The sequence below is a fragment of the Shinella sp. CPCC 101442 genome, assembly GCF_024704725.1.
Lineage (GTDB): Bacteria > Pseudomonadota > Alphaproteobacteria > Rhizobiales > Rhizobiaceae > Shinella.
Map to the genome: position 1 here is coordinate 679,422 of NZ_JALIQS010000001.1, position 25,417 is coordinate 704,838.

At 63.4% G+C, this 25,417-nt stretch carries 23 protein-coding genes; 9 read left to right on the plus strand and 14 right to left on the minus strand.

The annotated features are described in order from the left end of the window. Window positions 1-8 precede the first annotated feature (8 nt). From MUO32_RS03120 to MUO32_RS03130, 3 genes are read right to left on the minus strand one after another with little or no spacing between them, the layout of a single operon-like run. Window positions 9-1,550, minus strand: a complete 1,542-nt coding sequence (locus MUO32_RS03120) for a sugar ABC transporter ATP-binding protein (protein WP_257946770.1) — start codon at window positions 1,548-1,550, stop codon at window positions 9-11. Then, on the minus strand, window positions 1,547-2,950 hold the full coding sequence (locus MUO32_RS03125) for an FGGY-family carbohydrate kinase (protein ID WP_257946771.1): 1,404 nt from the start codon (window positions 2,948-2,950) through the stop codon (window positions 1,547-1,549). Before MUO32_RS03125 ends, MUO32_RS03120 begins: the two co-directional genes overlap by 4 nt. Further along, window positions 2,947-3,726: a DeoR/GlpR family DNA-binding transcription regulator gene (locus MUO32_RS03130; RefSeq protein ID WP_069062293.1), complete on the minus strand. Its 780-nt coding sequence runs from the start codon at window positions 3,724-3,726 to the stop codon at window positions 2,947-2,949. Before MUO32_RS03130 ends, MUO32_RS03125 begins: the two co-directional genes overlap by 4 nt. A 196-nt stretch (window positions 3,727-3,922) precedes the next feature. Between MUO32_RS03130 and MUO32_RS03135 the strand changes: the two genes are divergently transcribed. The 3 genes from MUO32_RS03135 to MUO32_RS03145 are packed head-to-tail and all read left to right on the plus strand — an operon-like array spanning window position 3,923 to window position 7,118. Then, complete coding sequence (locus tag MUO32_RS03135) at window positions 3,923-5,005, plus strand: class II aldolase/adducin family protein (protein ID WP_257946772.1); 1,083 nt, start codon at window positions 3,923-3,925, stop codon at window positions 5,003-5,005. After that, entirely contained in the window at window positions 5,002-6,279 is a 1,278-nt protein-coding gene (locus MUO32_RS03140; RefSeq protein ID WP_257946773.1) for an FGGY-family carbohydrate kinase, read from the plus strand. Before MUO32_RS03135 ends, MUO32_RS03140 begins: the two co-directional genes overlap by 4 nt. Beyond that, complete coding sequence (locus tag MUO32_RS03145) at window positions 6,276-7,118, plus strand: TIGR01459 family HAD-type hydrolase (RefSeq protein ID WP_257946774.1); 843 nt, start codon at window positions 6,276-6,278, stop codon at window positions 7,116-7,118. Before MUO32_RS03140 ends, MUO32_RS03145 begins: the two co-directional genes overlap by 4 nt. 122 nt (window positions 7,119-7,240) lie before the next feature. Here MUO32_RS03145 and MUO32_RS03150 read toward each other — a convergent pair whose 3' ends face one another. The 7 genes from MUO32_RS03150 to MUO32_RS03180 are packed head-to-tail and all read right to left on the minus strand — an operon-like array spanning window position 7,241 to window position 15,013. Next, complete coding sequence (locus MUO32_RS03150) at window positions 7,241-8,389, minus strand: fumarylacetoacetate hydrolase family protein (RefSeq protein WP_257946775.1); 1,149 nt, start codon at window positions 8,387-8,389, stop codon at window positions 7,241-7,243. 5 nt (window positions 8,390-8,394) lie between these two features. Beyond that, the gene (locus MUO32_RS03155; RefSeq protein ID WP_257946776.1) at window positions 8,395-9,936 is read right to left on the minus strand and encodes a sugar ABC transporter ATP-binding protein; all 1,542 of its coding nucleotides are present in this window, start codon (window positions 9,934-9,936) and stop codon (window positions 8,395-8,397) included. Further along, window positions 9,926-10,900, minus strand: a complete 975-nt coding sequence (locus MUO32_RS03160) for a sugar ABC transporter substrate-binding protein (protein ID WP_257946777.1) — start codon at window positions 10,898-10,900, stop codon at window positions 9,926-9,928. Before MUO32_RS03160 ends, MUO32_RS03155 begins: the two co-directional genes overlap by 11 nt. A 23-nt stretch (window positions 10,901-10,923) precedes the next feature. After that, the gene (locus MUO32_RS03165) at window positions 10,924-11,880 is read right to left on the minus strand and encodes an ABC transporter permease (protein WP_257946778.1); all 957 of its coding nucleotides are present in this window, start codon (window positions 11,878-11,880) and stop codon (window positions 10,924-10,926) included. Between the two features lie 9 nt (window positions 11,881-11,889). After that, complete coding sequence (locus MUO32_RS03170) at window positions 11,890-12,660, minus strand: enoyl-CoA hydratase/isomerase family protein (protein WP_257946779.1); 771 nt, start codon at window positions 12,658-12,660, stop codon at window positions 11,890-11,892. A gap of 8 nt (window positions 12,661-12,668) precedes the next feature. Then, window positions 12,669-13,817 (minus strand): extracellular solute-binding protein, encoded by a 1,149-nt coding sequence (locus MUO32_RS03175; protein WP_257946780.1) that lies wholly within the window; start codon window positions 13,815-13,817, stop codon window positions 12,669-12,671. 2 nt (window positions 13,818-13,819) lie between these two features. Continuing rightward, a complete protein-coding gene (locus MUO32_RS03180; RefSeq protein WP_257946781.1) occupies window positions 13,820-15,013 on the minus strand; it encodes a CaiB/BaiF CoA-transferase family protein in 1,194 nt (397 codons plus the stop codon). Between the two features lie 238 nt (window positions 15,014-15,251). On the opposite strand from MUO32_RS03180, the gene MUO32_RS03185 reads away from it, so the two are divergent. From MUO32_RS03185 to MUO32_RS03210, 6 genes are all read left to right on the plus strand, one after another. Continuing rightward, window positions 15,252-16,448, plus strand: coding sequence for a substrate-binding domain-containing protein (locus tag MUO32_RS03185; RefSeq protein ID WP_257946782.1), 1,197 nt, complete (start codon window positions 15,252-15,254; stop codon window positions 16,446-16,448). A gap of 74 nt (window positions 16,449-16,522) precedes the next feature. Then, window positions 16,523-17,356 carry an ATP-binding cassette domain-containing protein gene (locus tag MUO32_RS03190; protein WP_257946783.1) on the plus strand — a complete coding sequence of 278 codons (834 nt, stop codon included), beginning with the start codon at window positions 16,523-16,525 and terminating at the stop codon, window positions 17,354-17,356. Beyond that, window positions 17,349-18,110 (plus strand): ATP-binding cassette domain-containing protein, encoded by a 762-nt coding sequence (locus MUO32_RS03195; protein WP_257946784.1) that lies wholly within the window; start codon window positions 17,349-17,351, stop codon window positions 18,108-18,110. The genes MUO32_RS03190 and MUO32_RS03195 overlap by 8 nt, the downstream gene beginning before the upstream one ends. After that, window positions 18,107-19,084: an ABC transporter permease gene (locus tag MUO32_RS03200; RefSeq protein ID WP_257946785.1), complete on the plus strand. Its 978-nt coding sequence runs from the start codon at window positions 18,107-18,109 to the stop codon at window positions 19,082-19,084. Before MUO32_RS03195 ends, MUO32_RS03200 begins: the two co-directional genes overlap by 4 nt. Continuing rightward, on the plus strand, window positions 19,081-20,037 hold the full coding sequence (locus tag MUO32_RS03205; protein ID WP_257946786.1) for an ABC transporter permease: 957 nt from the start codon (window positions 19,081-19,083) through the stop codon (window positions 20,035-20,037). The genes MUO32_RS03200 and MUO32_RS03205 overlap by 4 nt, the downstream gene beginning before the upstream one ends. Before the next feature lie 10 nt (window positions 20,038-20,047). Next, entirely contained in the window at window positions 20,048-21,169 is a 1,122-nt protein-coding gene (locus MUO32_RS03210; RefSeq protein ID WP_257946787.1) for a Xaa-Pro peptidase family protein, read from the plus strand. Here the strand turns inward: MUO32_RS03210 and MUO32_RS03215 are convergent. The 4 genes from MUO32_RS03215 to MUO32_RS03230 form a co-directional block, all read right to left on the minus strand. Further along, window positions 21,166-22,155 carry a LacI family DNA-binding transcriptional regulator gene (locus tag MUO32_RS03215; protein WP_069061954.1) on the minus strand — a complete coding sequence of 330 codons (990 nt, stop codon included), beginning with the start codon at window positions 22,153-22,155 and terminating at the stop codon, window positions 21,166-21,168. The two genes, MUO32_RS03210 and MUO32_RS03215, sit on opposite strands and share 4 nt — an antisense overlap. Before the next feature lie 53 nt (window positions 22,156-22,208). Then, the gene (locus MUO32_RS03220; protein WP_257946788.1) at window positions 22,209-23,300 is read right to left on the minus strand and encodes a lactonase family protein; all 1,092 of its coding nucleotides are present in this window, start codon (window positions 23,298-23,300) and stop codon (window positions 22,209-22,211) included. Between the two features lie 78 nt (window positions 23,301-23,378). Next, window positions 23,379-24,170, minus strand: coding sequence for an SDR family NAD(P)-dependent oxidoreductase (locus MUO32_RS03225; RefSeq protein WP_257947158.1), 792 nt, complete (start codon window positions 24,168-24,170; stop codon window positions 23,379-23,381). Window positions 24,171-24,172: 2 nt separating this feature from the next. Further along, window positions 24,173-25,354 (minus strand): aldose 1-epimerase family protein, encoded by a 1,182-nt coding sequence (locus tag MUO32_RS03230; protein WP_257946789.1) that lies wholly within the window; start codon window positions 25,352-25,354, stop codon window positions 24,173-24,175. Between the last annotated feature and the right edge of the window lie 63 nt (window positions 25,355-25,417).

The following is a 25,417-nucleotide window of genomic DNA, read 5'->3' on the forward strand; positions in this document are numbered from 1 at the left end:
CTTCGCAATCAGGCCGCATGGCCGGCTGAGCCGGTCGCAAGCGCCATGATCGCTTCCTGCTCGATCGGCGCTTCCGCCGACCCTGTCACTTCACCGGCGATCCGCCCCTCGCGCATGACAAGCACCCGGTCGGCAATGCCGAGGATTTCCGGCAGATCGCTGGAGATGACGACGATGGCGATGCCGTTCTGGGCGAGTTCGTCGATGATCCGGTAGATTTCCGACTTGGCGCCGACATCGACGCCGCGTGTCGGTTCGTCGAGAATGATGGCCTTGGGCTTCGTCTCGAGCAGGCGTGCAAGCAGCACTTTCTGCTGGTTTCCCCCGGACAGCGCACCGACATTGATTTGCGTGCCTGCGGTGCGGATCGAGAGCGACTTCACCGAATGCGACGCCCGCTCTTGCGCTCGCGCGAAGTTGCGCATACCGGCCGCCTTCGCATCATCGGCGATCACGCCGATATTGATGTTGTCGCTGATCGACATGTCGAGGAACAGGCCGAGCGCCTTGCGATCCTCGGTGAGGTAGGCGATACCCGCGTCCAGCGCGTCACGTGGCGAGCTGATCGCAAGCGCCCTGCCGTTCAGCATCACGTCACCGGAGGTCCGGTTGTCGGCGCCGTAGACGAGGCGTGCCAGTTCCGTGCGCCCCGAGCCGACGAGACCCGCAATGCCGAGCACTTCGCCGGCGCGCACCTCGAACGAGCAATCGTGCACCTTGATACCGTCGCCGATCTTTTCGACCGAAAGCACCGCCGCGCGTTCGCCTGCGACCTGCCGGTGCTCCTTCTTGTAGAAGGACGAGAGATCGCGGCCGACCATCATCGAGACGAGCTTGCTGGCGGAAAGATCCGCGCGGTCGAGGGTGCCGACATAGGCGCCGTCGCGCAACACGCTCACCCGGTCGGAGAGCTGGTAGACCTCCTCCATGCGGTGGCTGATATAGATGATGGCAATGCCATCGGCCTTGAGACGGGCAATGACGTCGAACAGCCTGTCGGTCTCGCGGCTCGTCAGCGACGTCGTCGGCTCGTCCATGACGATGATGCGGGCATTGGTGGTCAGCGCCCGGGCGATTTCCACCATCTGCCGCTCGCCCAGCGACAATTCAGCAACGCGACGGGAGGCGTCGAAACCGATGCCGAGCTGCTTGAGAATAGGTTCTGCCCGGCGGCGCATTTCCGCGCGATCGGCAACGCCGAAACGCGACGGCTCGTTTCCGAGAAACATGTTCTGCGCCACCGTCAGGTTGGGCGCGAGCGAAAGTTCCTGATAGATGACCGCAATGCCATAGGCCTTGGCCTTCAACGGGTCGCCGAGCGTCACTGTCTCGCCGTCGATCAGCACCGAGCCGCCCGGATCGGCCGTGTAGGCGCCTGACAGGATCTTCATCAGCGTCGACTTGCCCGCGCCGTTCTCGCCCATCAACGCGTGCACTTCACCGGAATGGACCGCAAGGCTCACCTGCGACAAGGCTTTCGACGCACCGAAGGTCTTGCTGATATCGCGCATTTCCAGGAGCGCGCGCTGCCCGTTCGTCGTTGCCGTCATGCGCGCTTCTCCCTTCGCGAGGCCGGTTCACCCGATGTCATGGCATCGACATGGTGCCGCCATTCCCGCCGGTATTCGTCGAGGCCGGGAATCAGAGCAGGTTCGGCGACCACGCAATCGTTGACGAAGGGATTGCGACCAATCGCGTCGAAGACGAGTGCAGCGGCACCAAAGGCGCTACCCTCCGGATTGGCGCTCGTGTGCACGGTTTGCAGCGAGCGAAGCGTCGCCAGAACGGAGGCATAAAGTCCCGTCTTCACAAGGCCGCCATCGATGACGATCGCATTGGCCGAGCCGATGAGGTCGAGAGACAGATCCGTCATCAGCGCGACATAGAGCATGGCGACAGCCGCCTGTTCCTCGCCTTCGACCGCCGGACCGACGAAACGCCCTTCATGGCCCGGCATCGGCCCACCGGGCGCGAAGGATGGCAGGGCAAAAGCGCGCTTGGCGATCACTGCCGCCACTGCCTCCGGAGAAACCGGCTGTGTCCAGCCCCCGCTCGCAACATCATATTCCCGACCGCCCATGAAGCGGATGGTCGCGACCGGCTGATGGTCGACCGTGACGTTGGCCAGCATGTCGCGCGCGGCGTCGAGCTTTTCAAGCGCACTTGCCGGATTGAAGATGATGACCCAGGTGCCGGTCGATACCAGCGTGAAATCCGAGAAGCCGAGCGAGCGGTAGAAGTAGAGCGCGGCATTGCTGTCATGCACGCCGTTATGCACCGCGACCTTCGTGCTGCGCCCGTCGTCGAGCGTCACCGTATGCGTGCCAATGACGCTGCCGGCGCGCGAGAATTCCGGCATCTGGCCGCGCCAGCCCATGCGATCGACGAGGCTGCTGAAATCGTCCTGCAGCGGCGCCCAAAGATTGGAATGGCAGCCGAGATAGGAAACCTCCGAGACAAGCCGGTCGGAAAACTTCCAGGTCCAGAACTGCGGATAGGCGAGGATGGCATCAGCCTTGGCGATGAGGCCCGGGTCGCGCTCGTTCAGCCACAGCAGATGCCGTCCATAGTTGAACCCCAGCGGCAGCGGCGGCGAATAGGTTTCGTTGAATTCGGGCGCCATCGCGTCGATACGGCTGGCGATGTCAGCGGGTGGCTCCTGCTCGTAGTCCAGGATTGCGTGAACGAGCGCATCGCCCGCAACAAGCGCAAAGGTGCAGCCATGCCCCGAGAAGATCATGCGATCGACCCCGTACGTCGCAACGGCCCGCGCCAGCTCGTCCTCCATCCAGCGAAAGAGAGCCGCATCATCCAGAACGCGCAGATCCGCGTGCTCGTGCCAGACGGGGCGGGTCCGCGCCTCGTCGATCACCCGGCCCTCGGCCGAAACGACGAACAGCTTGGAGTTTGTCTTGCCGAGATCAAAGACGGCGATGGGGGACTGGCTCAATTTGCCCCCCCGGTGGTTGCGATCGCGATGCTGACGCCGGCATCTTCCATCATCTTGGCGGCGGCATCGGTCAGGCCGTCATCCGTGATGATCGTTCCGATACGCGACAGAGGCAGGGCAACGTTGCGCGGCTGGATCGAGAACTTACGGCTGTCGGCCAGCAGAACGATCTCATCCGCGCAGGCCGCAAGTTCGCCGATGACCTTGACGAGCAACGGATGGGACTCGAGCAGCCCCTTGCTGCTGATGCCCTGCGTGCCGACAAAGAACCGCGAGGCGAAGAAGCCCGGGGATCCCGCCGAAGGGTCGTGAATAATGCCCGGCTCACGGTAGAGCTCGCCGCCGGCGACCGACAGCTGGCAAGTGCCATGCTCGCCAAGATGAGCGGCAAGCGGCATCGAATTGGTCCAGACACGAAGATTGCGCCGCGCCAGGAGGGTGCCCAGTTGATAGCAGGTCGAGCCGGCATGCACGATGATGGAGTCGCCGTCGCGCACGAGATCCGCAGCGGCGGCGGCGATTGCCCGCTTTGCCTCGACCGCGATGTCGCGGTTCTCGTCGTAGGGCCTTGCCGAAAGGCGACCACTGTCGCCCGCCTCGCTGGCGGAAATCCCGCCATAGACCTTCCGGGCCCGGCCCAATTCATGAAGCTTGTCGATATCGCGACGGATCGTGGCGGGCGATGCGCCGAGACGCTCCTGAAGATCGCGCACCGAAGCAAAGGGCGTTTCCCGCAAAAGGTCGATGATAGCCTTATGGCGCTCGGTGTCGTTCACGGGTGCTCCTCTCCGGCGTCTCCCTCGCCGATGAACGAAGATAATCACACTAATACGATGCGATCAAGATATGTGACGTATTTTCTTCACTATTGACGACATTCAATCATATCAATACGATCTACAGAAAAGTTTGCTCATCATGGTGCGAATTGCCGACGATGGCTGACAGGTTTTTCTAGAGGAGGAGGCCAGCATGGCTTCGGGCATTCGGGCGGAAGACATTCCGGCCTTCGACGCATTTCTCGGTCTTTCGAGGGAAATCGGCAGTGACGTTCTGAAGACGCAAGGTGCTGGCGGCAACACCTCGTTCAAGCGCGATGGCATGATGTGGGTAAAGGCGTCCGGCACCTGGCTTGCCCATGCCGGTGAGCGCAACATCATGGTGCCCGTAGCCGTGGCGCCATTGGTGGCGGCGCTCCGGGCCGGCGACCCAAGCGCCGAAAAGGCAACCGACTTCATCGTTTCGGCACTGAATGCCTCCGGTCTGCGCCCCTCGATCGAGACCAGTTTTCACGCCGCCCTGCCACAGGCGGTCGTTGCCCACTATCACTGCGTCAACGCGATTGCGCTCTCGGTGCTCGAAAACCGCGAAGCCGTCATTGCGGGACATATGGCGAAACTTCCCGACCTGACCTGGGCGACCATCCCATACCGTCGTCCGGGTACGCCACTCGCTTACGAGATCGACCGCGTTGCCGATAATCGACCGGACGTGCTGATCCTCTACAACCACGGCATCATCGTAACGGGCGAGACGGTGGAGGAGGTGCGTGAGCGCATCGCCCGCGTTACCGCCGCCCTGTCCGTCGACCAGCGCGCGGCCGCGCAGGCAGACCCTGTTGCGCTGAAAGCTCTGGCGGACGGTTCGGACTTCCACGTGGCCGAGGATGCCGGCAGCCACAAAACGGCACTCAGCCAGGCCAACGTGACGGTGGCGACGCGCGGTTCACTCTATCCGGATCATGTCATCTTCCTTGGCACCGAGATCGGTGTGCTCGACGACGGAGAGACGGCAAATGCCTATGGGGAAGCCCGCCGCTCGCGCGATCTTCCAGTCCCGAAGATATTGCTTGCACCCGGCCGCGGCGTGCTGCTGGCCAACGAACTTACCGCAGGCGGCCGTGTTATGGCGCGCTGCCTCGCAGAGGTTGTCTCCCGCATCCCGGATGGCGCATCGGTGGCCTATCTCAGCCCCGATCAGGAGCATGAACTGACCCACTGGGAGGCTGAACAGTACCGTCAGGCGCTCGACCGCAAGGCAAGCAAACAGGCATGAGCACCGACAGAAAGCCCGCCGTCGCACTTGGCATCGACCTTGGCACCTCCGGCGTACGCGCCGCCTTGCTGTCCGACGACGGCAACCTGATCGATATCGCTGCCTGCCCATTCCCGAACCCCGCAGCCGCGCGATTGCCATCGACCTGGTGGAGCGGCGTCAAGTCTTGCCTTGCCGAACTTGCCTCGCGCAACGCCTTCGCTTCACTCGAAGGCGTTGCGGTTGACGGCACATCCGGAACGGTCGTCGCGATCGATGCCCGCGGGATGCCGGTGGGCGAGGCAATGATGTACAACGATCCCTGCCCCGATCGCACCATTGTCGAGCGCATCGACACCGAGGCGCCCCCGGACAGTCCAGCACGTGGGGCGACCTCCGCGCTCGCGCGCGCGATCCACCTGTCCCGCCGACCTGGCGTGCAGGCAATCGTGCACCAGGCCGACTGGATCCTGATGAATCTCGGTCTCGCCAGCGCGACGAGTGACGAGAACAATGCACTCAAGACCGGCTACGATCTTACTGCCGAACGTTGGCCCGACTGGCTGGAAGCGTGCGGAATGGACATTGCCCTGCTGCCTGCGGTCAAACGGGCCGGCTCACCCTTGTCGACGATCACAGCAGGGGGGCTCGCGCTCGGCCTGCCACCGGAATGCCGCTATTTCGCCGGGACGACGGACGGCTGCGCCTCTTTCCTGGCTACGGGCGCTTCGACAGTCGGCGACGGCGTCACCGCGCTCGGCTCCACGCTGGTTGTAAAACTTGCATGCGCGCGGCCGATAAATGCGGCCAACTTTGGAATTTACTCGCACCGCATCCTCGATTTCTGGCTTGCCGGCGGCGCGTCGAACGCGGGCGGTGCGGTCATCCGGAAATTCTTCGATGACGACCAACTGAAATCCATGACACCGAAACTGCAGCCGGACGTTTCGACCGGTCTCGCCTACTACCCGCTGGCGACGGCAGGCGAGCGTTTTCCTGTCAACGACCCCACCTACCCGCCCCGGCTGAGCCCGCGCCCGGCCGATGACGTCACCTTCTTCCAGGCAATTCTCGAGGGAATAACCACCATCGAGAAATCGGGCTATGACCGGCTTGCTGAGCTGGGCGGCCCGAAGCTGTTGTCTGTGCGCACGGTCGGCGGGGGGGCGGCCAATCCGGCCTGGACGCGAATGCGGGAAAATACGCTCGCGGTTCCCTTTCTTTCGGCGCGCTCGGCCGAAGCGTCCGTCGGCACCGCTTCCCTTGTTCTTGCCGGAAAGGATCGCTGGCCTTGAGGACTGCACAGCACATCACTCTTGCCGCCTTGGCGGCGCGCTTCGACGCCTTCTTCATTGACCAGTTCGGCGTGCTGCGCGACGACGAAGGCGCATATCCCGGCGCCAATGAAGCACTGCGTCATCTGAAAGCACTCGGAAAAACCGTCGTCATCCTTTCAAACTCCGGCCGCAGCGGCGAATACAACGCCGAGCGCTTGGTCAAACTCGGCTTTGACCGGGCAGGTTTCGACCATTTCCTGACCTCCGGCGACGTCGCCTACAGCATTCTCGCCCAGGAGACCGGCGGCAACGCCGGCGTCATGCGATGCCTGACGATTTCAAGCGGGGGTGATCGCAATCTTGCCGAACGGCTCGGCTTTGAAAGCACGGAGGATGCAGCGCGCGCCGATATCGTCATCATCTCGGGAAGTGAGGCGGAGAGGGTTCCGCTTTCGACCTATCGTGATCGACTGAGGCCAGCAGCGGAACGCGGGATCCTCTGCTACTGCACGAACCCCGATCGCCACAAACTGGCAACGGGTGGCGGGACGGCGCCTGGAGCCGGCAGTATCGCGCTTGCCTATGAGGCTCTCGGTGGTCCCGTCCGTTGGTTTGGAAAACCCTACCCCGCAATATACCAACACGCCCAATCCCTGGTCTCCAACACCGCTGCCGATCGCATTGTCTGCATCGGGGACAGCATCGAACACGACATCGCGGGCGCCGTCGGCGCGGACCTCGCGTCGTGCCTTGTTCGAACGGGCGTGCTTGCAACCAGTTCCGAAGGCGATCTCGCCCTGATCTCCAAAGCGCATGGCGCGCTTCCCGATTTCCTGTTGGAACGCTTGACGATGTGAAGGTCCGCCAATGCGACCCGGCGGGAAAGACAGCTTTGTCGGCGGTAATCGCTGTCCTGTTGTCTTCCCCCGAGGCGCGCGCATGATTGCCGACGGCATCGTCGGCGTCATGCGGGTTGGTCCTAAAGGAGGTCGCGCGCAGCGAGATTGCGCATCAGATGCGACGCTCCGAAAACCCAAGGCGGGCACTCGGTTGCGAGCCTCACGGTGTTGACGAGCGCGCCGAGCTTGTCGTTGGAAATCGTCACGACATCGCCGACCTTGTGCGTAAAGCCCTGTCCGGGCGCACCGCGGTCCTCGACCGGTGCGAAAAGCGTGCCGAGGAACAGCACGAAACCATCCGGATACTGGTGATGGGCACCGCGCGTCTGGGCAACGAGATCCAGCGGATCGCGGCTGATCTCCTTCATCGAACTTTTTCCGCGCAGCACGAAGCCGTCCTTGCCTTCGACGCGCAGGTCCAGTTCCGCATTGCGCACGTCGTCGATCGTATAGGTTTCGTCGAACAGGCGAATGAACGGACCGATCGAGCAGGAGGCGTTGTTGTCCTTGGCCTTGCCGAGCAGCAGGGCCGAACGCCCTTCAACATCGCGCAGGTTCACGTCATTGCCGAGGGTAGCCCCCTTGACGCGGCCTTCGCTATCGACCGCAAGCACGATTTCCGGTTCGGGATTGTTCCACTTCGAAATCGGATGCAGGCCGACGGCCGCACCCGTCCCGACGGAAGACATGATCTGCGATTTCGTGAAGACCTCGGCGTCAGGGCCGATGCCGACTTCGAGATATTGCGACCACAGGCCTTCCTCGATCAGCGCGGACTTCACCCGCTGAGCGTCCTCCGATCCTGCCTTCAGGTCGCGAAGGCTGGCGCCGATGATCTGCGACACCTTTTCACGGATGTTTGCTGCACGCTCGGGATTGCCCGCCGCGCGCTCCTCGATGACACGCTCGATCATCGAGCGGGCGAAGGTGACGCCGCAGGCCTTGATCGCCTGAAAATCGATCGGCGCCAGCAGGTGAAGCTGAGAGCGGTCCGGCTCGCTGTGCGACAACAGGCTTTCAAGCGGCCCGAGATCGCGGCCTTGCGCGTTGCGGACGAATTCCGCCGGCGCCTCCAGCTCCAGAAGATCGCGCACCGTAGCGCAGGCCTTCGCCGTGATATCGTAGACGCGGCCGCCGCGGATCGTCACGAGGACCGGCCCTTCGACCTCCGGCGACCAGACCCGGCCGACGAAACATCCTGTTGTAAAGCTTGAAATAGTATCGGTCACGACGGTCAATGCTCCCTGAAAGCCAATGTCAGTATTCGGTCTTCGCTCATTTCCGCCCGCTCGAGAATACCGGCAAGCCGGCCCTTCGACAGCACCGCCACGCGGTCGCAAAGGGCTAGGATTTCCGGCACCTCGGACGAGGCCATGAGCACGGTCAGGCCCCGTTCGGCGGCCTGCGCGATGATGGTGTACAGATCAGCCTTCGCTCCCACGTCCACGCCATGCGTCGGCTCGTCGAGAAGCAGCAGCTGCGGTTCGGCCATGAGCGCGCGAGCGAAAATGACCTTCTGCTGGTTGCCGCCCGACAGCGTAGAGATCGGCTGCGTGTCGCTCGCCATGCGAATGCCGAGGCTTTTGGCGAAGGCTGCCATGCGGCCCGCCTCCCCGCTTCGATCGGAGAAGAACCGACCGGCGAAACGCCGCAGGCTAGAAATGGCCGCATTGTCGCGCACGGAATGTTGCGGGAGGATGCCCGCCGTCTTGCGCCCCTCCGGCACCAGCACCACGCCGCTTTTCACCGCCTCGCTCGGATCACGAGGCGCGAAGTGCTGCTGATTGAGGGTCAACTGCCCTGATTTCACGGATCTGACGCCATGAATCACATCGAGAAGTTCGGTGCGTCCGGCCCCGACCAGGCCGAACAGGCCGAGGACCTCGCCTCGCCGCACCTCAAGGCTGATGTCCTCGAGATGCGTGCCATCAGAGACGTTCTTCAGCGACAGCGCGACGGTCTTCTCATCGATGGTGCGCGGCTTGTAATCATAAATCGCCGGCTTTCCGGTCATGTCGGCGATGAGCTGTTCCCGGCTTGTCTCTGCCGGTCTGCGCTCGCTGACGATGGCGCCGTTGCGCAGAACCACCAGTCGGTCGCAGAGGCCCAGCGCCTCTTCGAGGCGATGCGTGATGAAGATGATCGCCGTGCCGGCATCCCGCGCATTGCGGACGTAGGAAAAGAAGCTCTCCACCTCGTGCGGCGTCAGCGATGAGGTCGGCTCGTCGAGGATCAGCAGGCGCGGCTGGCGCCCGGCCGCCTTGGCGATCTCGATCAGCTGCTGCTCGCCGGCGCGAAGCCCGCCCGCTTCCTGCTCAGGGTCGAGTGCCCCGGCGCCGACCCTTTCAAGCAAGGCCTTGGACGAGGCGCGCATCAGCGCTTTGTCGACGAAGCCAAACGGTGTACGCGGAAAGCGTCCAAGATACAGATTTTCCGCGACCGAAAGTGCCCCGACCACCGAAAGCTCCTGGTGGACGAAGCTGATGCCGGCGGCGATGCCATCGCCGACATTGCCGAACCGCACCGGCTCGCCGGCAAGATCGATGGTGCCGGAATCGGCCGTAAGGCCGCCGGAAAGGATATGCATCAGCGTCGATTTGCCGGCGCCGTTTTCCCCGAGCAACCCGACCACCTCGCCCGGATGGAGATCGAGATCGACGGAATGCAGCACCGCATTGCCGGAAAAGGCCTTTGCGACCGCGCGGGCGCGAACGAGCGGCTGAGCGTGACCGGCGCGAGGCGCGCCGGTCGTGTTTTCGATGACGTTACTTGGCATCGGCGGGGGTCAGCAGGTTGCCGACGACGGGGATGACCTTGGCCGGCGGCTCAGTGCCGGCGGCGAGGTAGTTATAGAGCAGCACGCTTGCATCCAGAGCCTGCTGGTAAGGCGCCTGGTCGAGCAGGCCGACCATTTCGCCGGTCTTGAGATACTGCATGTTGTCAGGCGTATGGTCGAAGCCGACGACACCGACCTTGCCGGTCAGGCCGAGGTCCTTGACGGCCTTCGCCGCGCCGAACGGGCCGCCCGCTGTGACATAGACCATCGACAGATCGGGATTGGACGTCATCATGTCCTGAACGAGCGAATAGGCCTCTTCCGCCTTGTCCTTGTTCTCGAACGGGCCGACGATCTGGATATCTGGCGCATTGGCCTTCAGATAATCGACAGCACCGTTCATGCGCTGGGTGTGCTGCGTGGCGCCGAAATAGCCGGTGATCACGCCGAGCTTGCCCTTGCCGTTCATCTTTTCCTGGATGAACTTGCCGATCTGCTCGCCAGCGGATGTCGCATCCTGACCGATGAAGGCGAGGCGCTCGGAGGGAGCAGCCCCTTCCGCGACGATGTTGAAGACCGGCACGCCGGCTTCCGTCGCCTCGTTGATGATGCGGGCCGTGCCGTCGAAGATCGGAACGACCACGATGCCGTTATACTGCTTGGCCAGCGCGCCCTCGATACCGGCGACGACCGCTTCGGCCGAAAGCTCGTTGCCGAGATCGACGAAATCGACCGTGGCGTTGAAACCCTTCAGATAGTCGTTGGCGGCCTTGGCGCCGTCGGTCACCGGGGTCCAGAACGGATTGTTCTGGAACGACAGGAAGGCGATCTTGATCGGCCCCTTCGTGTTTTCGACGGCGGCGACCGTGCCGCCCTTCGGCGGTTCCGCCGCGTTCGCCACGGAAAATACCGATGCGACACCGAATGCGGCCGCAGCCGTCAATTTCGTGATTTTGCTGATCATGTTCATCTCCTCCACTGGGTTGATCAATCGTCTTCGCTGCCGCGCTGCAGGCCGTCCAACGCCACGGCGAAGATGATCACCAGCCCCTTGGTGACGACCTGCCAGTAGGCGGAAATGCCGAGCAGCACGAAAGCATTGTTGAGTAGCGCCATCAGCAGCGCCCCGATGACGACGCCGGCAATCGAGCCCCGACCGCCGCTGAGCGCCGTACCGCCGAGGATGACGGCGGCGATGACGTCGAGTTCGTAGCCGACGCCGAGATTGGGATCGGCGCTTGCCAGGTTGCCGGACAGGATGAGGCCGCCGAGACCGGCCAGCAGGCCGCAGAAGGCGAAAATGAAGAGGCGCGTCGCCTTCAGATCGACGCCTGCGAGGCGCGACGCCTTCGGATTGTCGCCGATCGCGTAGATCTCGCGGCCGCGCACCGTGCGCACGGAAAAGACATGCACGACGACGGCCAGAACGATCATCAGCAGGAAGGAGACCGGGATGCCGGCGATGCGGCCCGCGCCGACGAATTCGGCGAAGCCGCCCATCGGAACCGGAATGCCGCCCGTCATCAGGAGCGCTATACCGCGCGCGACCGACAGCGTGCCGAGCGTGGCGATGAACGGATTGATCTTCAGCCGCGTATAGAGCAGGCCGTTGACGATGCCGCAGCCGAGGCCGGTGAGAAGACCCGCGATGAGGCCGACGCTTTCAAGCCCCGTATCCCTGATGACGACGGCCGCGACCACGGCAGAAAGGCCGATGACCGAACCGACCGACAGATCGATGCCGCGGCCGATGATGACCAGCGCCTGGCCGAGCGCCACAATGGCGACGACCGACGCCTGCCTGCCGATGTTCAAAAGATTGCGCGGCGCCAGAAAATACTCGCTGGCAAAGGAAAGATAGGCGGCGACCACGAAAAGCATCAGGAGAACCGATGCTTCGCGGTGGCGCCCGAGACGCTTGAGCGTGGAAAGTCCCGTATTCATGGCCCGCTCCTATCGCCGCCGGAAGACCGGCGGGCGCTTCTCCTTGAAGGCCTGGCGGCCTTCCTGGGCGTCGGCGGTGGCAAAGCAGATCGTCTGGAGGTCGCGCTCGTATTCGACGGCCTTTTCGTGCGGCATCGAGGCTGCGGCCTTGAGGTTGAGCTTGGCGGTTTCCGCCGCGATCGGCGCGCGGGAGGCGATCGTTTTCGCGATGGCCCGTGCCCGCGGCAGCAGGTCCTCGGAACTCACCACATCGCTGACGAGGCCCCATTGTTGCGCCTTGTCGGCGCTGATGGGATCGCCCGTCATGATCATCAATGCCGCATTCGACGGGCCGATCGAATGTGCGAGGCCTGCCGCCATGCCGCCGCCGCCGATCCAGCCGAGCTTGATTTCGGGTGCGGCGAACTGCGCGTTGGACGAGGCGATGCGGATGTCGCAGGCCATGGCCGTTTCGAGCCCGCCGCCGAAGGCATAGCCGTTGACGGCGGCGATCGTCGGCTTCAGCAGCGCGTGAATGGCATCGCAATAGTCCTCGCGATTGCGGAACTGCCAGGGCGTCTCGTAAGTATCCAGTTCGCGGATATCGGAGCCCGCACAGAACGCGCGCTCGCCGGCACCCGTCAGGATGACGCAGCGGATCGTGTCACTGTCGTTGCATTCCTTGACCGCCGCCACGATGGCCTCGGCCATTTCGGGCGTGACGGCGTTCAGCTTGGCCGGGCGGTTCAGGGTGATCGTCGCGATCGCGCCGTCCACCTCGAAAATGATCTCCTCCGTCATGTCGTCTCCTATCGCTCCTCACCGCCACGCCTGTGGGCGCGGTAGAGGTCCTGCAGTTGGGCGAGCACGCTCGCGGCCGCCGCGTTTGTTTCGAATGCGTCGCGCAAGAGCGCGGATGCCTTGCTCTGGAAGGCGATGTAGCCGTCATGGCGCGGGCGCACGTAAGCCGCCTCGATCGTCTCCGCCGTCTGACGGTAGAAGCCGTTCCAGCGCCGGTTGACGCCATTGTCGAACCAGGCCTCGCGCCGCGAAGGCTGGCCGTCATGGGCGGGAATGAAATTGATCTGCGCGTCACGGCTCATCAGCCAGAGCAGATGCGCCTTCAGTTCCGGGCTTGGATCGCAACGCTTCGAGATGCCGATGCCGGTTCCGCCGAGCGTGGAGCCGGGGCGACCGCCCGCGACACGGCGCGGCGCATTCGCAAAGGCGACCGGCTTCCCGGCATCGGGCGCCGAATAGTTCACATAGCCATAGACGAGCGGGCACAGCACCACGTCATCAGACGCGGCCATATGGTCGAGAATGCCGATCGGGTTCTTTTCCCTGACGACACGCGGGCTGCGCGACGCCAGCTCCGCCATCAGGTCATAGACCACAGTCCCGGTTTCCGCGGAGACCAGGACATCCGGGTCCGCTCCGGCCGGCGGTTCGCCATAGGCGGCGGCAATCGACAGGAAACTCAGGGCCGCATGCGGCCCTGCGAGCGACAGGGCGACCTTGCCGGTACGGCGGGAAAGATCGACAACGGCCGCCCAGGTCTCCGGTGCGGCGCCTTCGACGAGATCGGCGCGCAGCGCCATTACCTGTGTCGCGGCATCCAGCGGCAGTGCCCAATGCTGGCCGGCATAGCGGTAGCTCGACAGGGACGGACCGATGCTTTCGGCGGCAAGCGCCTCGACCACATCGGCACCGAACACGCTTTCGAGCGATTGCAGGCATTCACCGCCGACCGCTTCGCCGACATGCGGATGGTCGAGCACGACGAGATCGTAACGCGCGCAGAGATCGGCGATCGGATGCGACTCGAACCCTTCGAGCGGCTGTTTTTCCCATTGGATATCGAGGCCGGCCGCGATCACCTCGTCCCGCTTTGCGGCTGCGGCGAGTGCGTTGAACCCGCGTGGATGGTCCCAGGTCAGTGCCTTGATCGTCGCCATGGTCAGATCGTTCCCGTCGCGACGGCGCCATTCGCCACGAGCGCGGCGATCGCCGCGTCGTCGTAGCCGGCCTCCTTCAGCAGTTCGTGCGTGTGCTGGCCGGTAACGGGCGCGCCACGCTCGACGGTGGACGGGGTTTTAGAAAACTTGATCGGGAAACCCGGCGTCTTGACCCGGCCTTCCGTCGGATGGTCGTAATCGACGAAGGTGCCGTTGTGCTTGATCTGCTCGTCCTCCACGAGATCGGCATAGCCATAGACCGGGCCGCACCAGATATCGGCGGCGCGCAGCAATTCGAGCCACTCGGCCGAGGACCTGGCCTTCAACCGGTCGCGGGTCTTGGCGAAAATTTCGTCGCGCCGCGCCCAGCTATCGACCTCGTCGTCCATCGTCAGGAAACTGTCTTCGCCGATCACCTCACCCAGCGTCTTCAGCTTCGGGAAGGCGACGATGATAAAACCGTCGCTGGTGGCGAAGGCGCCGTAGGGTGCGCGGATATAGACATGGGCATGCGGCTCGGCGGAGCGCTGCTGCGGTTTGCCGCCCACCGTGAAGACCGAAAGCTCCTGCATCTGGATCGTCGTGATGGCATCCAGCATGTTGACCTGCACAAGCTGGCCCTCACCGGTCCGTTCGCGATGGAACAGTGCGGCTAGCGCGCCTTCGAAAGCCGTATAAGCCGTGATCGCATCGACGAGATACTGACCGGCGGCCGTCGGCGGCTCGCCCTCGCGGCCGGCCGACAGCATGGCGCCGGACATGCCCTGGAGAACGAGATCCTGTCCCGGACGGTTCACATAGGGGCCGTCTTCGCCATAACCCGACATCGACACATAGACGAGGCGCGGATTGATCTTCGACAGCGTTTCGTAATCGACGCCGAGGCGCTTGGCGACGCCGGGACGATAGTTCTGCAGGAAGACGTCAGCCGTCTTCACGAGATCCAGCAAGACCTTCTTGCCGTCTTCCGACTTGAGGTCAACGGCAAGCGAACGCTTGTTTCGATTGAGCGACAGAAATGAGACGTTGACGCGATTGCCGCCAGCGCCGCCGGCCGCGACATGGCGTTGCCATTCACCCGTCGTCGGTTCGACCTTGACCACGTCCGCCCCCAGATCGCCAAGCCGCTGGGCCGCAAACGGTCCCGCCATGGCGATAGAGCAATCCAGAACCCTGATACCCGACAAAACACCCATATGCGGTCGCTCTCCTGCAAGCCTTCAAGTTGGCGGCAACTTAGCGGATAAATTTGGCCTGTCCAGAGTGAGCGCTAACTATTTTTGAATTGCGCAGGCACAATGATCCGTTCATCATGGCAATTATCAAGCGTGAATTGATGAGCGCTAACTTTGATATTGACCAACGGATGCATGATGAATAGATAATTCATTGGTAAAGGTGGAGCGGCCCGAGCGCCGCTGGAGGAGGAAATCAATGAAGACGTTTCAGTCAGGCTTTCGCCTGAGCTTGCTTGCCGCCGCGCTGCTTTCGTCGGCCGCAGTACCCGCATACGCAGACGCCCGGTCCGACGCGTTGCAGGCTTTGCCCGAAAACGTGCGCGCGCTCTACACGGACGCAGTCGACGTGGCGCCGGCCGCCCTCGCCGACTTCAAGGCACCGGCCAAGCCGTGGCGCTGGTGCCATTCGGAATCCTACATGGGCAATCCCTGGCGCGTGACCTTCAATGACGAGCTCGCCCGTCTCGTCAACGGCGCCAAGGAAGCTGGCGACGTCTCGGAGTTCATCGTTTCCGACTCCAACGGCGACGCCACGCAGCAGATCTCACAGATCCGCTCCTTCATCGAACGCGGCTGCTCGGTCATCACCACGATTGCCGGCTCCTCGACCGCGCTCAATGCCGTCATCGAAGACGCGCAGAAGGCAGGCATTCCCGTCATCACGTCCGCAGGCGCGGTAACGACGCCCGCTGCCATCAATGTCATGCACAACCAGAACCTCTGGGGCTACCAGATGGGCAAGGGCATTGCCGAGGCATTGCCCAATGGCGGCACCATCCTTCAGGTCGAAGGCATTTCCGGTCACCCGCTGGTGCAGCAGGAAAATGCAGGCCTCGACAAGGCCGTTGCCGAAAGCGGCAACCTGACGATCGCCCGCAAGGTGAGCGGCGAATGGACCGGCACGACCACCAAGTCCGCCGTTCTACAGGCGCTGGCAACGACGCCGCAGCAGATCGATGCGGTGTGGTCCACCGGCAGCGAGGCCCGCTTCATCGCCGAGGCCTTTCAGCAGGCCGGCCGGCCTCTCCCGCTGATCGCAGGCTCCATTTCGGGCGATGCGCTCGGCTTCTGGCACGAAAACCAGGACACCTTTAAATTCTACGGCGGCGAGGTCTCGCCGCATGTTGCCGCGCAGAACGCGTTCCGCGTCGCCCTGCGCATCATCGAAGGCCAGAAGCCGATCGTGAACACGATCATTGCGCCGATGCCCACCATCACGCAGGCCGACCTGCCGACCTGGTACAAGGACTGCATGAAGCCGGATTCGGCCGCGATCTTCCCGATCCCGCCGCAGGACCCGTTCTCGGAAGAGCTGCTCAACGGCTATTTCTCGAACGGCCAGGCAACGCCGCTCTACGATTTCGCCAAGGTCCCGGCCTCCTGCGCGAAGTAATCGCCTGTGCGAGGACCACCGCCGGATACCCGGCGGTGGTCCCGCCGCGTTCGGCAATGAAAAGGCTGCTCTGAATGCTTGCTACGACACATCCGCAATCCGGACTGGCGGTCGCGACGTCCCGGATCCATCGCGTCGTCGCCGAGAACGGCGGGGCAACGCCCCATCGCGAGGGCAGCGTCGAGCTCTCGGTCAGCCACCTGACCAAGCGCTATGGCGAGACGTTGGCCCTCAGCGACGCATCCGTAACGTTCACGGCCGGCATCCACACGATCCTTGGTGAAAACGGCTCCGGCAAGAGCACGATGCTCAAGATCCTCTCCGGCGTCGTTGCGCAAAGCGAGGGCACCGTTTCCCTGAACGGCCGCGCGATCAACCCGCGCACGCCGCGCGACATGCATGATCTCGGCCTTTCCACGGTCTTCCAGGAAGTGCTGATCGCACCACATCGCACGGTTATCGAAAACATCTTTCTCGGTTATGACGGCCCGCTCAAGCGGCGGATCGCGAAATCCGCGCGCGCGCCGCTCGCCCAGGCGCTGCTTGCCGAAATCTCGCGTTTCCCCATTCCGTTGTCGGCGCCGGCGGGCGAACTGCCGCTTGCAAGCCAGCAACTCATCGTTCTCGCCCGCGCCCTCGTCCGCCTGCCGTCCATCCTGTTGCTCGACGAGGCGACGGCCGCCCTCGACTATGCCGACCGCGATCTCGTCTTCAATGCGATCGAAAACTATGCGGCTGCCGGCAACATCGTCATCTTCATTTCGCACCGTCTTGAAGAGGTGCGCCGCCTGTCCGACCGCGTCACCGTGCTCAGAAGCGGACACATCGTCGAAACGCTCGAGCGGGACGGCATTACCGCCGAGAGGCTCCTGAAGCTCATGGCCCCGGAGGCGGCGATCCATGCCTGACGACACCATCCTTCTGCGCTACGATAACCTCGTCCTCGCGCCCGGAAGGGCGCCGCTGTCCGGCGCCATCCGTGCCGGCGAGATCACCGGCATCGCCGGCCTCGAAGGCCATGGGCAGGAGCAATTCCTGTTGGCACTGGCCGGCCTCGGCCGGATCCGCGAAGGCGCGATTACCGTCGAGACGACAGATCGCGGCCCGCTCGGCTATCGCGATCACTACGAGGCGGCGCGGCACGGCGTTGTCTACCTGCCGCGCGACCGGCGGGCGACCGGCATTTTCCCCGTGCTCTCCGTGCTGGACAATTTCGCAATACCGTCCATGCCGCGTTTTTCACTGGCCGGCATCCTGAACCGCAAGCGCCTGAAGGACGAACTCGCCGCCTACACGGACTTCCTGTCGATCCGCTATCCCTCGGCCGATGCACCGATTTCAGCACTCAGCGGCGGAAACCAGCAGAAGGTACTGCTGACGCGCCTGCTCGCGCTCAAGCCGCGCGTCATGCTGCTCAACGACCCGACGCGCGGTGTCGATCTCAACACGCGCCTGAAATTCTACGAAGCATTCCGCAAGCTTGCGGCCGAAAACGGCATCGCCCTCGTCATCCTCTCGAGCGAGATCGAGGAAATCCTCACGCTTTGCGACACGGTCTCGATCTTCCGGGATTTCGAATGCAGCACGGTTCTCGACCGCGCCTCCATGTCGATGGACCGCGTCATGGCCGCCATGTTCGGCCAGGAAGGAACACAGGCATGAGCATCGATCCGATGACATTTAACAAACCGCGCTTCTGGGATCGCAGCGAGACACGCCTCGCAGCGATCCTTTTCGTTGTACTCATTCTGCTCAACGCCGTCCTCAACCCCGTTCGGTTCTCGCCGGCAAACTGGCCGACCGTGCTCGGCCTCGCCGCCCCGATGATCCTTGCAACCATGGCGACGACGCTGCCGTTCCTCGCCGGCCGCGGCTCCATCGATGTATCGGTCGGTCCACTCATGGGCCTCATCAACGTCATCCTCATCAAGGTGGTCATCGGCGATCTCGGCATATCCTCGCCCTGGATCATCGTTCCGGCCGCTCTCCTGCTCGGGCTTGCCTCCGGTGCCCTGAACGGCTTCCTGGCCGCGATCCTACGCATCCAGCCGATCGTTGCGACCCTCGCCACCTATCTTATCTATAGCGGCCTTGCGCTCTCCATTCTGCCATCGCCCTCTGGCACCGTGCCGGGATGGCTGTCTGCGCTTTCAGGCCCGGTGTCCTTCATCCCCGTCAGTGTCGTCATTGTCGCCTGGCTCTTCTTCAAGCGGCTGCCATTCTACGAGCTTCTGATGGCCGTCGGCAGCGATGATCGCGCCGCGTTTACCGCCGGGGTGAATGTGCCCGTCATCCGCTTCTTCGCCTATGTGTTTTCCGGTCTGGTTGCCGGTGTCGCCGCCCTTGCGCTAACCGCGCTGATCGGTTCCGGCGACCCGAACATCGGGCCCGGCTATACGCTGATCGCCATTGCGGCGGCCGCCCTTGGCGGCGTCAGTCTCGCCGGCGGCGTCGGCGGGCTGGCGGCAGCCTTCATCGGCGCGGCCGATATCTTCCTGCTGCAGAACGTGCTGACCTCCTTCAACGTCTCCACCTTCATGCTGCAGGCCGCCTATGGCGTCGTGCTGGTGCTCGCCGTTTGCCTCAATTCCGAAACGCTCAAAGCACGGTTCCAGACCTGGAAGGCCAGCCGATGACGACCGCCCTCTTCTCCAACCGCGCCCTGATCGCCTTCATCGGCGTGGTCGTCGTCTTCCTGCTCGGAACGATCTTCATTCCGGGCTTCGGCAGCGCGTTCTCGGTGCGTGCCATGCTGATCCTGGCATCGCTCTTGGCGATCGCCGCCCTGGGCCAGACGCTCGTCATGATCCTCGGCGGCATCGACCTTTCGATCCCCTTTGTGATCGGTTTCGCCAACGTCGTCTTCGCCAGCCTCTATGGCAGCGGCATGCCGGCTTTACCGGCCTTTCTCATCGTCATCGCCTGCGCTGGCGCAATCGGCGCGGTGTCCGGCGCGCTATCGGCTGGCCTCTCGATCCACCCGCTGATCGTCACGCTCGGCGTCGGCACGATCGTTCAGGCCGCCGTGCAGCTTTGGACACGCGGCCTTCCTACCGGCTCGGCGCCGCCGTTTATCAACGACTTCGTATCGCTCGGCGGAACGATCGGCCCACTGCCCTTTCCCTGGCTGATCCCGTTCACGCTCGCGCTGACACTCGGATGCGTCTTTGTCTTGCAGCGAACGGTCTACGGTCGCCGCCTCTATGCGCTCGGCTCCAACCTGAAGGCGGCGGAACTTGCCCTCGTGCGACCTGTTGCGATGTGGACGACGACGTTTGCACTCAGCGCGGCCTTCGCCGCCCTTGCGGGCATCCTGCTTGTCGGATTTACGGGTTCATCGAGCGCAACCGTTGGCACGCCCTATCTGTTCCAGACGGTTTCAGCGGTGGTGATCGGCGGCACCGCGCTGATCGGCGGACGCGGCGGTTTCGTCGGCACGGTCGCCGGCGCCATCGTCCTCGTCGAACTGCGCACGCTGCTGATCGGCTTTGGCCTGTCGGAAGCGCTGGTCCAGTCCGCACTCGGCCTGCTAATCCTCCTGCTGGTTGCGGCTTACGGACGCGACCAGCACATCCGCAACCTGATCTGAGGAGAGCCCCATGGACGAACGGCTCGCAAAAACCATCGCCGCGATCAGACAGTCCGGCGCGGACTGGGGCCTCTTTACCAGTCCCGACGGCGTCGCCTATGCGCTTGGCCATATCTCCGGCATCGAGGCCGGCCCTTCGCCTTTCGCAGGCGGCCCCAGCCTCGGCATCGTCGGTGTGAACGGTGAAACCGGGCTGCTCGTCACCAATCTGGAGGCAGGAACCGGCAGCTGGGCCGATCTCGTCGTCACCTATACGGGCTTCTCGTTCAAGGAGCCGACCGATATCTTCGCGAACTATGTTTCGGAGGCGAAGGGCCTGCTGCAGCGCCTCAAGGTCGGTGGAAAAATCGCGGTCGAGCACCACGCTCTACCCGCCTCGATCCTCCCGCTGCTGGAAGGCAATCCGATCGTTCCCATAGAACCGGCCTTCCGGCGCCAGCGCGCCATCAAGACCAAAACCGAAATCGCCCTGTTGCGCGAAGCGGCGCTGACGGCCTCAGAGGGCCAGAAGGCGTTCCTTTCAACCACCCGTGCCGGGATGAGTGAACTTGACGTGTTCGCCGCCGTCCGCCTGGCCATGGAAACTCGGGCCGGTGAACGGCTGCCGGTGACCGGCGACCTGATCTCCGGACGCGAGCGTACGTCGCAGTTCATGGGGTGGCCAGGCAACCGCATCCTCGAAAGAGGCGATCCGCTGATCTGCGATCTCGCACCGCGCGTCGCCGGTTACTGGGGCGACAGCTGTGCATCCGCGATGATCGGGCAACCGTCGCCCGGCTTCGAAAAGCTCTTCAGCGCCGCCCGCACCGCATTGGACCTGGCGATGGAAACCGTTCGTCCGGGGCTCGGTATCGACGCGCTCGACCAGAGCCTGCAGGCAGCGATCACCCGGCATGGCTATTCCTATGCGCACCATTCCGGTCACTCGATCGGCACGGGCGTGCATGAATGGCCGCGCCTCGTCGCCTATGAACGCGAGACGCTGAAAGAAGACATGGTGATCATGGTGGAACCGACCGCGCTTGATCCGGAAATCGGCGGCGTGCGGCTCGAATACATGCTGCGCGTGACGGCGACCGGCTGCGAGGTGCTCACCGATTTCGAGCACCGGCCGGAAATTCCGGCATTCTAGCCGCTGTCGCGGATCATCAGCTTGAAGCCCATATCGATGAGCGTGGTTTCGGATTCGATGCCGCGCATGCCCTCCAGAAGAAGACGCCCGGCCTCGCGGCCGATTTCCGCCGAGGGCACGGAGACCGTCGTCAGCGATGGGATGAGATGCCGGGCAAGTTCAAAGTCACCGAAGCCGGTAATGGCAAGGCGCTCCGGCACCTTCAGCCCGATACGCACGCTTTCCTGTAGCGCGCCCGAGGCGATGATATCGCTCGAGAACATCACGGCATCGGCTTCGGGATAGCGCGCGAGTGCCTTGCGCAGCAGGTCCGCTCCGGAGGCCATGGTCAAAGGCAGGTCGCGTGATATGGAAATGCGCGGCGTCTTGCCGGGAAAAAGTTCTTCCATGACTGCGGCAAAGCCATCCCGCCGCTCGGCTGCGCGACTGTCGCCCTTGCGCAGTACGCCGGCAAAGACGATGTTCGTCCGGCCAGAGCGCACGAGATGCCGCGCCATCTCGGAAATGGCCGCCGTATTGGAAAAGCCGACGAGCCGGTCGATCGGCTTTTCCGTCATGTCCCACCCCTCGACGACCGGTATGCCGGCGCGTTTCAGCATGGCCACGCTGGCGCGAGTATGGTGCGTGCCGATCAGAAACACACCATCCGGCCGCCGCCCGAGCAGGCTGCGGATCACTTCCTCCTCGCGGTCCAGCCGGTAATCGGTATTGCCGAGAAAAATCTGGTAGCCTTCGCGATGCAGGACCTCGGAGAAATGCTGCATCGTCTCGGCGAAGACGGAGGCCGAGAGTGTCGGAATGACGGCGGCGACCGTGTTGCTCTTATGCGAAGCGAGGTGGCTTGCCGCGAGATTGTGGACGTAATGCGTCTTCCGGATCGCGTCGTCGATTGTCTTGCGGTTTTCCGGCGTTACCGTGTCGGGAAAGCGCAGCGCGCGCGAAACCGTCTGCATCGAGACGCCGGCAGCGGCAGCGACATCCGCCATCGTCACTCCGGCGCCCTTTCGGCGGCCTCGTTTTGCAGGCTGCTTTTCGTCCGTCACAGGATGAAGGGCCTCACGCATACCGGGGTGCCGATCTCGATGCGCTTTCCGCTGTCCGTCAGCGCACCCGTCTCTTCGTTCCGCCGGAAGATCACGATTGCATCACCATTCTGGTTGGCGACCAGCACATGGCGGCCGCTCGGCGTCAGCGCGAAGTTGCGGGGCGTCTTGCCGCCCGAAGGGATGATGTCCTGCAGCGCCAACTGTCCCGTCGTCTGATCGACCATGAAACACGCTATACTGTCCTCGCCCCGGTTGGAACAATAGAGGAAACGCCCGTCGGGTGACAGATGAATGTCGGCGCCATGGGATTCCACGCCGGGCCGGATGGTCGGCAGCGTCTGCTCCACCGTCATTTTGCCGGCCTGGCGCAGGACGAAAGTCACGGTGGAATCCAGTTCGTTAGAAACATAGACGAAACGACCGTTCGCGTGTTGCGCGATATGGCGAGGTCCGGCGCCTGCGGGCAGCGCCACGCTGGCGGCCTGCACGAGCTTGCCGTCACCGGAGATCTTGTACTCTGCAACCTGGTCAAGGCCGAGATCGGCAACCAGCACCGCACCGCCCTCCGGAACCTCGCTTACCATATGGGCATGCGGTCTTTCCTGCCGGTCGGCGACCGGGCCGAGTGGACCATCGAGCCGCACCGATGCCACCGCCGGCGCAAGACCGCCATCCTCCCGGATCGGGAATACCGCCACCGACTGGTCCGGCCCATCACCGCCCATCGAATAGTTAGCGACCAGCACGAAGTGCCGGTCACGCGACACCATGTTATGCGCCGCGATGCTGCCGAGCGTCGGCTGCTTGTTGAGATAGGTCAGTGCGTTCGTTTCAGGCGAAAAGCGGAAGGCGCTGACCGTGCCCTCATGCCAGCCGAACACCTCCGAATTGGCATAGACGACACCGGAGACCGCATCGACGCTGAGGAATGTGGGATTGTCGATGGTCGATGTGCCGGCAAGGCGCGCCCATTCCAGCGCGTCCTCGTCGAAGGAGAAGATGGTAAGGCCCTCACCGCGCGCGCCCTGGAAATAGGGCGCCTCGCGATTGAGCGATCCGACGGCGAGGTAGAGTGACTGGCTCACGCGAAAACTCCAGGGCGACAGGCATCATGGGCACGGCCATGCCCTGCGCCCCGACATGGCATATTCGCAACCGCAGCGCTAGTTCATCACCCAGCCGCCATCGACGTTCAGCGTCTGTCCGGTAATAAAGCCGGCGGCGTCGGAGGCGAGGAACATCAGGGCGTTGGCGATGTCGCTGGCGCTGCCGCGCCGCTTGATCGCCTGATGATCCAGCACGAAGCGGGTATAGCCCTCCGGATCGGGATGAATCTTTTCCGCATCCGTCGGAAAAGCGCCGGGCGACACCGCATTGACCGTGATGCCATAGGCGCCGAATTCACGCGCCCAGGCGCGTGCAAGACCGATGAGCGCGCCCTTAGACTGGACGTACGGCGAGAGATTGGCCCATCCGCCATTGGACGTGACGCTGGCGATGTTGATGATACGACCCCAGCCGCGATCGCGCATATGCGGCAAGGCAACCTGAACACAGACGATGCCCGCATCCACATTGATGCGCTGGACCCGCTGCATTTCCTCGATCGAATAGTCCTCGAAGGGTTTCGAAGGATAGATCGCGGCATTGTTGATGACCACGTCGAACCCGCCGACCTCGCGCGAAAGATCTTCCAGACACGAACGCAGGGCCGAAAGATCGGAAAGATCGATAGCCCGGATCACCAGGTTTTCGAGACCCTCCTTGTTGGCGGATGCCTGCAAGGCGGCATTCTTTGCGGGATCGTTGTCGAGTGCGACAACCGTCGCGCCGGCCCGAAGGAAATTCAGCGTCGTTTCCGCACCAAGCCCGCCAGCCGCGCCGGTATACAGAATGACCTTGCCGGCAACCGAGATCATGGGGGTTTCCTTCTGCACTAGCTGCTTCGCCTGCATGTTCATGACCGGCCCTCCAGAACGACATGGTTGCCGGAAGGCTCTGGGAAATCGGCATCCGGCTGACGGGCGATCGCCGTAATCCTGGCCTCGCTCGCCGCAATCGCTGCGGCATCGGGAAGGATGCGGAACGTCGTGTCGTAGTGGCGCTCTTCGCCGTGCTCGAGCCAGATCAGCTCGCCACGGTCACGGGCGGCACCGTGGCCGAGCACATGGTTGGTCGAAGGTTCGATGCCGACAGCATATTGCCCCGCCTGCAGGTTTTGCCATTCGTACATGCAGGGGAACTGGTCCTTGCGGGTGATGACTTCGAAGCCGAGGCCGAGACGGTCGTTGACCAGCGCCACGGGCACCTCGCCATTTTCATCCGCCGCCATTTCATGCTGCCAAACCTGCTCGTGGAAACCGAGCTGTGGCGCCGGCATGGCACGGTAGCCCACACCTTGCTTCTCGTAATCCGCTCCGGCATGCGCCGCCCACACGACGTCGCGCACGGGTGCCAGATAGCGCGAGCCCTCGGCAAGCACGGGATGGCCGACATTGATGTGGTAGCAGAACATGTGCGGCGTGCGGTAGAAACCCCGATTGGCCACCCTGTCGGAAATGCGGATATCGTTGGTGCCGGCCTTGATCTCGATGCGGCGCTTCAGTTCGAGATGTTCGCCGAACACCGTGCCCTGCGTGACGGTGCCTTCGCACCAGAGATAACAATCGTCGCCGTCCCAGCGCTCGCCGTAACCGTCCAGCTTGCCGGGGATGGTGCCGACGCGGCCGTGGATGGAATGCTTCACCGTCTTCTTCGGACCATAGACATAGTGGTCGGCCGGCTCGTCATACATGAAGAGGATATGGTCGAGGCCGCAGGTGATCATCAGGCCGGAGAAGGAGCGCATCCAGCCGAGACCGCCCTCGCCCTCGTATTCGTGCAGGCCCGGATGGCGGAAGCCGGACGGCGAGTGCCAGCCGATCGCCATGCCGCGATATTCGCAGTCCGCAATATCAAGGGCGCGATCCACCAGAACCGTGAAACGCAGGCCCGTGCCGCTGCGGAACTCAAGCATGCGGATGCCGCGCTCGAGACCGTCGGACAAGGTCATCAGCCGTACACCGGCAAATTGCGAAAAACTTCCTGCGCTGGCAGCGACATCGCGGCGCGACTTCGCTTCCCCGAATAGTTCGACCATCGTGTTGTTCCTTCTCCCTGCCAGGCAGGTCATGCTGTCTCGAGAGGCGGCCGGACCGAAGCC

What these genes read in the sequence shown, in the direction of transcription:
- MUO32_RS03120 (WP_257946770.1), bottom strand. Translation starts at nt 1,550, where the DNA reads ATGACGGCAACGACGAACGGGCAGCGCGCGCTCCTGGAAATGCGCGAT.
- MUO32_RS03135 (WP_257946772.1), top strand. Translation starts at nt 3,923, where the DNA reads ATGGCTTCGGGCATTCGGGCGGAAGACATTCCGGCCTTCGACGCATTT.
- MUO32_RS03140 (WP_257946773.1), top strand. Translation starts at nt 5,002, where the DNA reads ATGAGCACCGACAGAAAGCCCGCCGTCGCACTTGGCATCGACCTTGGC.
- MUO32_RS03155 (WP_257946776.1), bottom strand. Translation starts at nt 9,936, where the DNA reads ATGCCAAGTAACGTCATCGAAAACACGACCGGCGCGCCTCGCGCCGGT.
- MUO32_RS03160 (WP_257946777.1), bottom strand. Translation starts at nt 10,900, where the DNA reads ATGATCAGCAAAATCACGAAATTGACGGCTGCGGCCGCATTCGGTGTC.
- MUO32_RS03165 (WP_257946778.1), bottom strand. Translation starts at nt 11,880, where the DNA reads ATGAATACGGGACTTTCCACGCTCAAGCGTCTCGGGCGCCACCGCGAA.
- MUO32_RS03170 (WP_257946779.1), bottom strand. Translation starts at nt 12,660, where the DNA reads ATGACGGAGGAGATCATTTTCGAGGTGGACGGCGCGATCGCGACGATC.
- MUO32_RS03175 (WP_257946780.1), bottom strand. Translation starts at nt 13,817, where the DNA reads ATGGCGACGATCAAGGCACTGACCTGGGACCATCCACGCGGGTTCAAC.
- MUO32_RS03180 (WP_257946781.1), bottom strand. Translation starts at nt 15,013, where the DNA reads ATGGGTGTTTTGTCGGGTATCAGGGTTCTGGATTGCTCTATCGCCATG.
- MUO32_RS03185 (WP_257946782.1), top strand. Translation starts at nt 15,252, where the DNA reads ATGAAGACGTTTCAGTCAGGCTTTCGCCTGAGCTTGCTTGCCGCCGCG.
- MUO32_RS03190 (WP_257946783.1), top strand. Translation starts at nt 16,523, where the DNA reads ATGCTTGCTACGACACATCCGCAATCCGGACTGGCGGTCGCGACGTCC.
- MUO32_RS03195 (WP_257946784.1), top strand. Translation starts at nt 17,349, where the DNA reads ATGCCTGACGACACCATCCTTCTGCGCTACGATAACCTCGTCCTCGCG.
- MUO32_RS03200 (WP_257946785.1), top strand. Translation starts at nt 18,107, where the DNA reads ATGAGCATCGATCCGATGACATTTAACAAACCGCGCTTCTGGGATCGC.
- MUO32_RS03205 (WP_257946786.1), top strand. Translation starts at nt 19,081, where the DNA reads ATGACGACCGCCCTCTTCTCCAACCGCGCCCTGATCGCCTTCATCGGC.
- MUO32_RS03210 (WP_257946787.1), top strand. Translation starts at nt 20,048, where the DNA reads ATGGACGAACGGCTCGCAAAAACCATCGCCGCGATCAGACAGTCCGGC.
- MUO32_RS03215 (WP_069061954.1), bottom strand. Translation starts at nt 22,155, where the DNA reads ATGGCGGATGTCGCTGCCGCTGCCGGCGTCTCGATGCAGACGGTTTCG.
- MUO32_RS03225 (WP_257947158.1), bottom strand. Translation starts at nt 24,170, where the DNA reads ATGCAGGCGAAGCAGCTAGTGCAGAAGGAAACCCCCATGATCTCGGTT.
- MUO32_RS03230 (WP_257946789.1), bottom strand. Translation starts at nt 25,354, where the DNA reads ATGGTCGAACTATTCGGGGAAGCGAAGTCGCGCCGCGATGTCGCTGCC.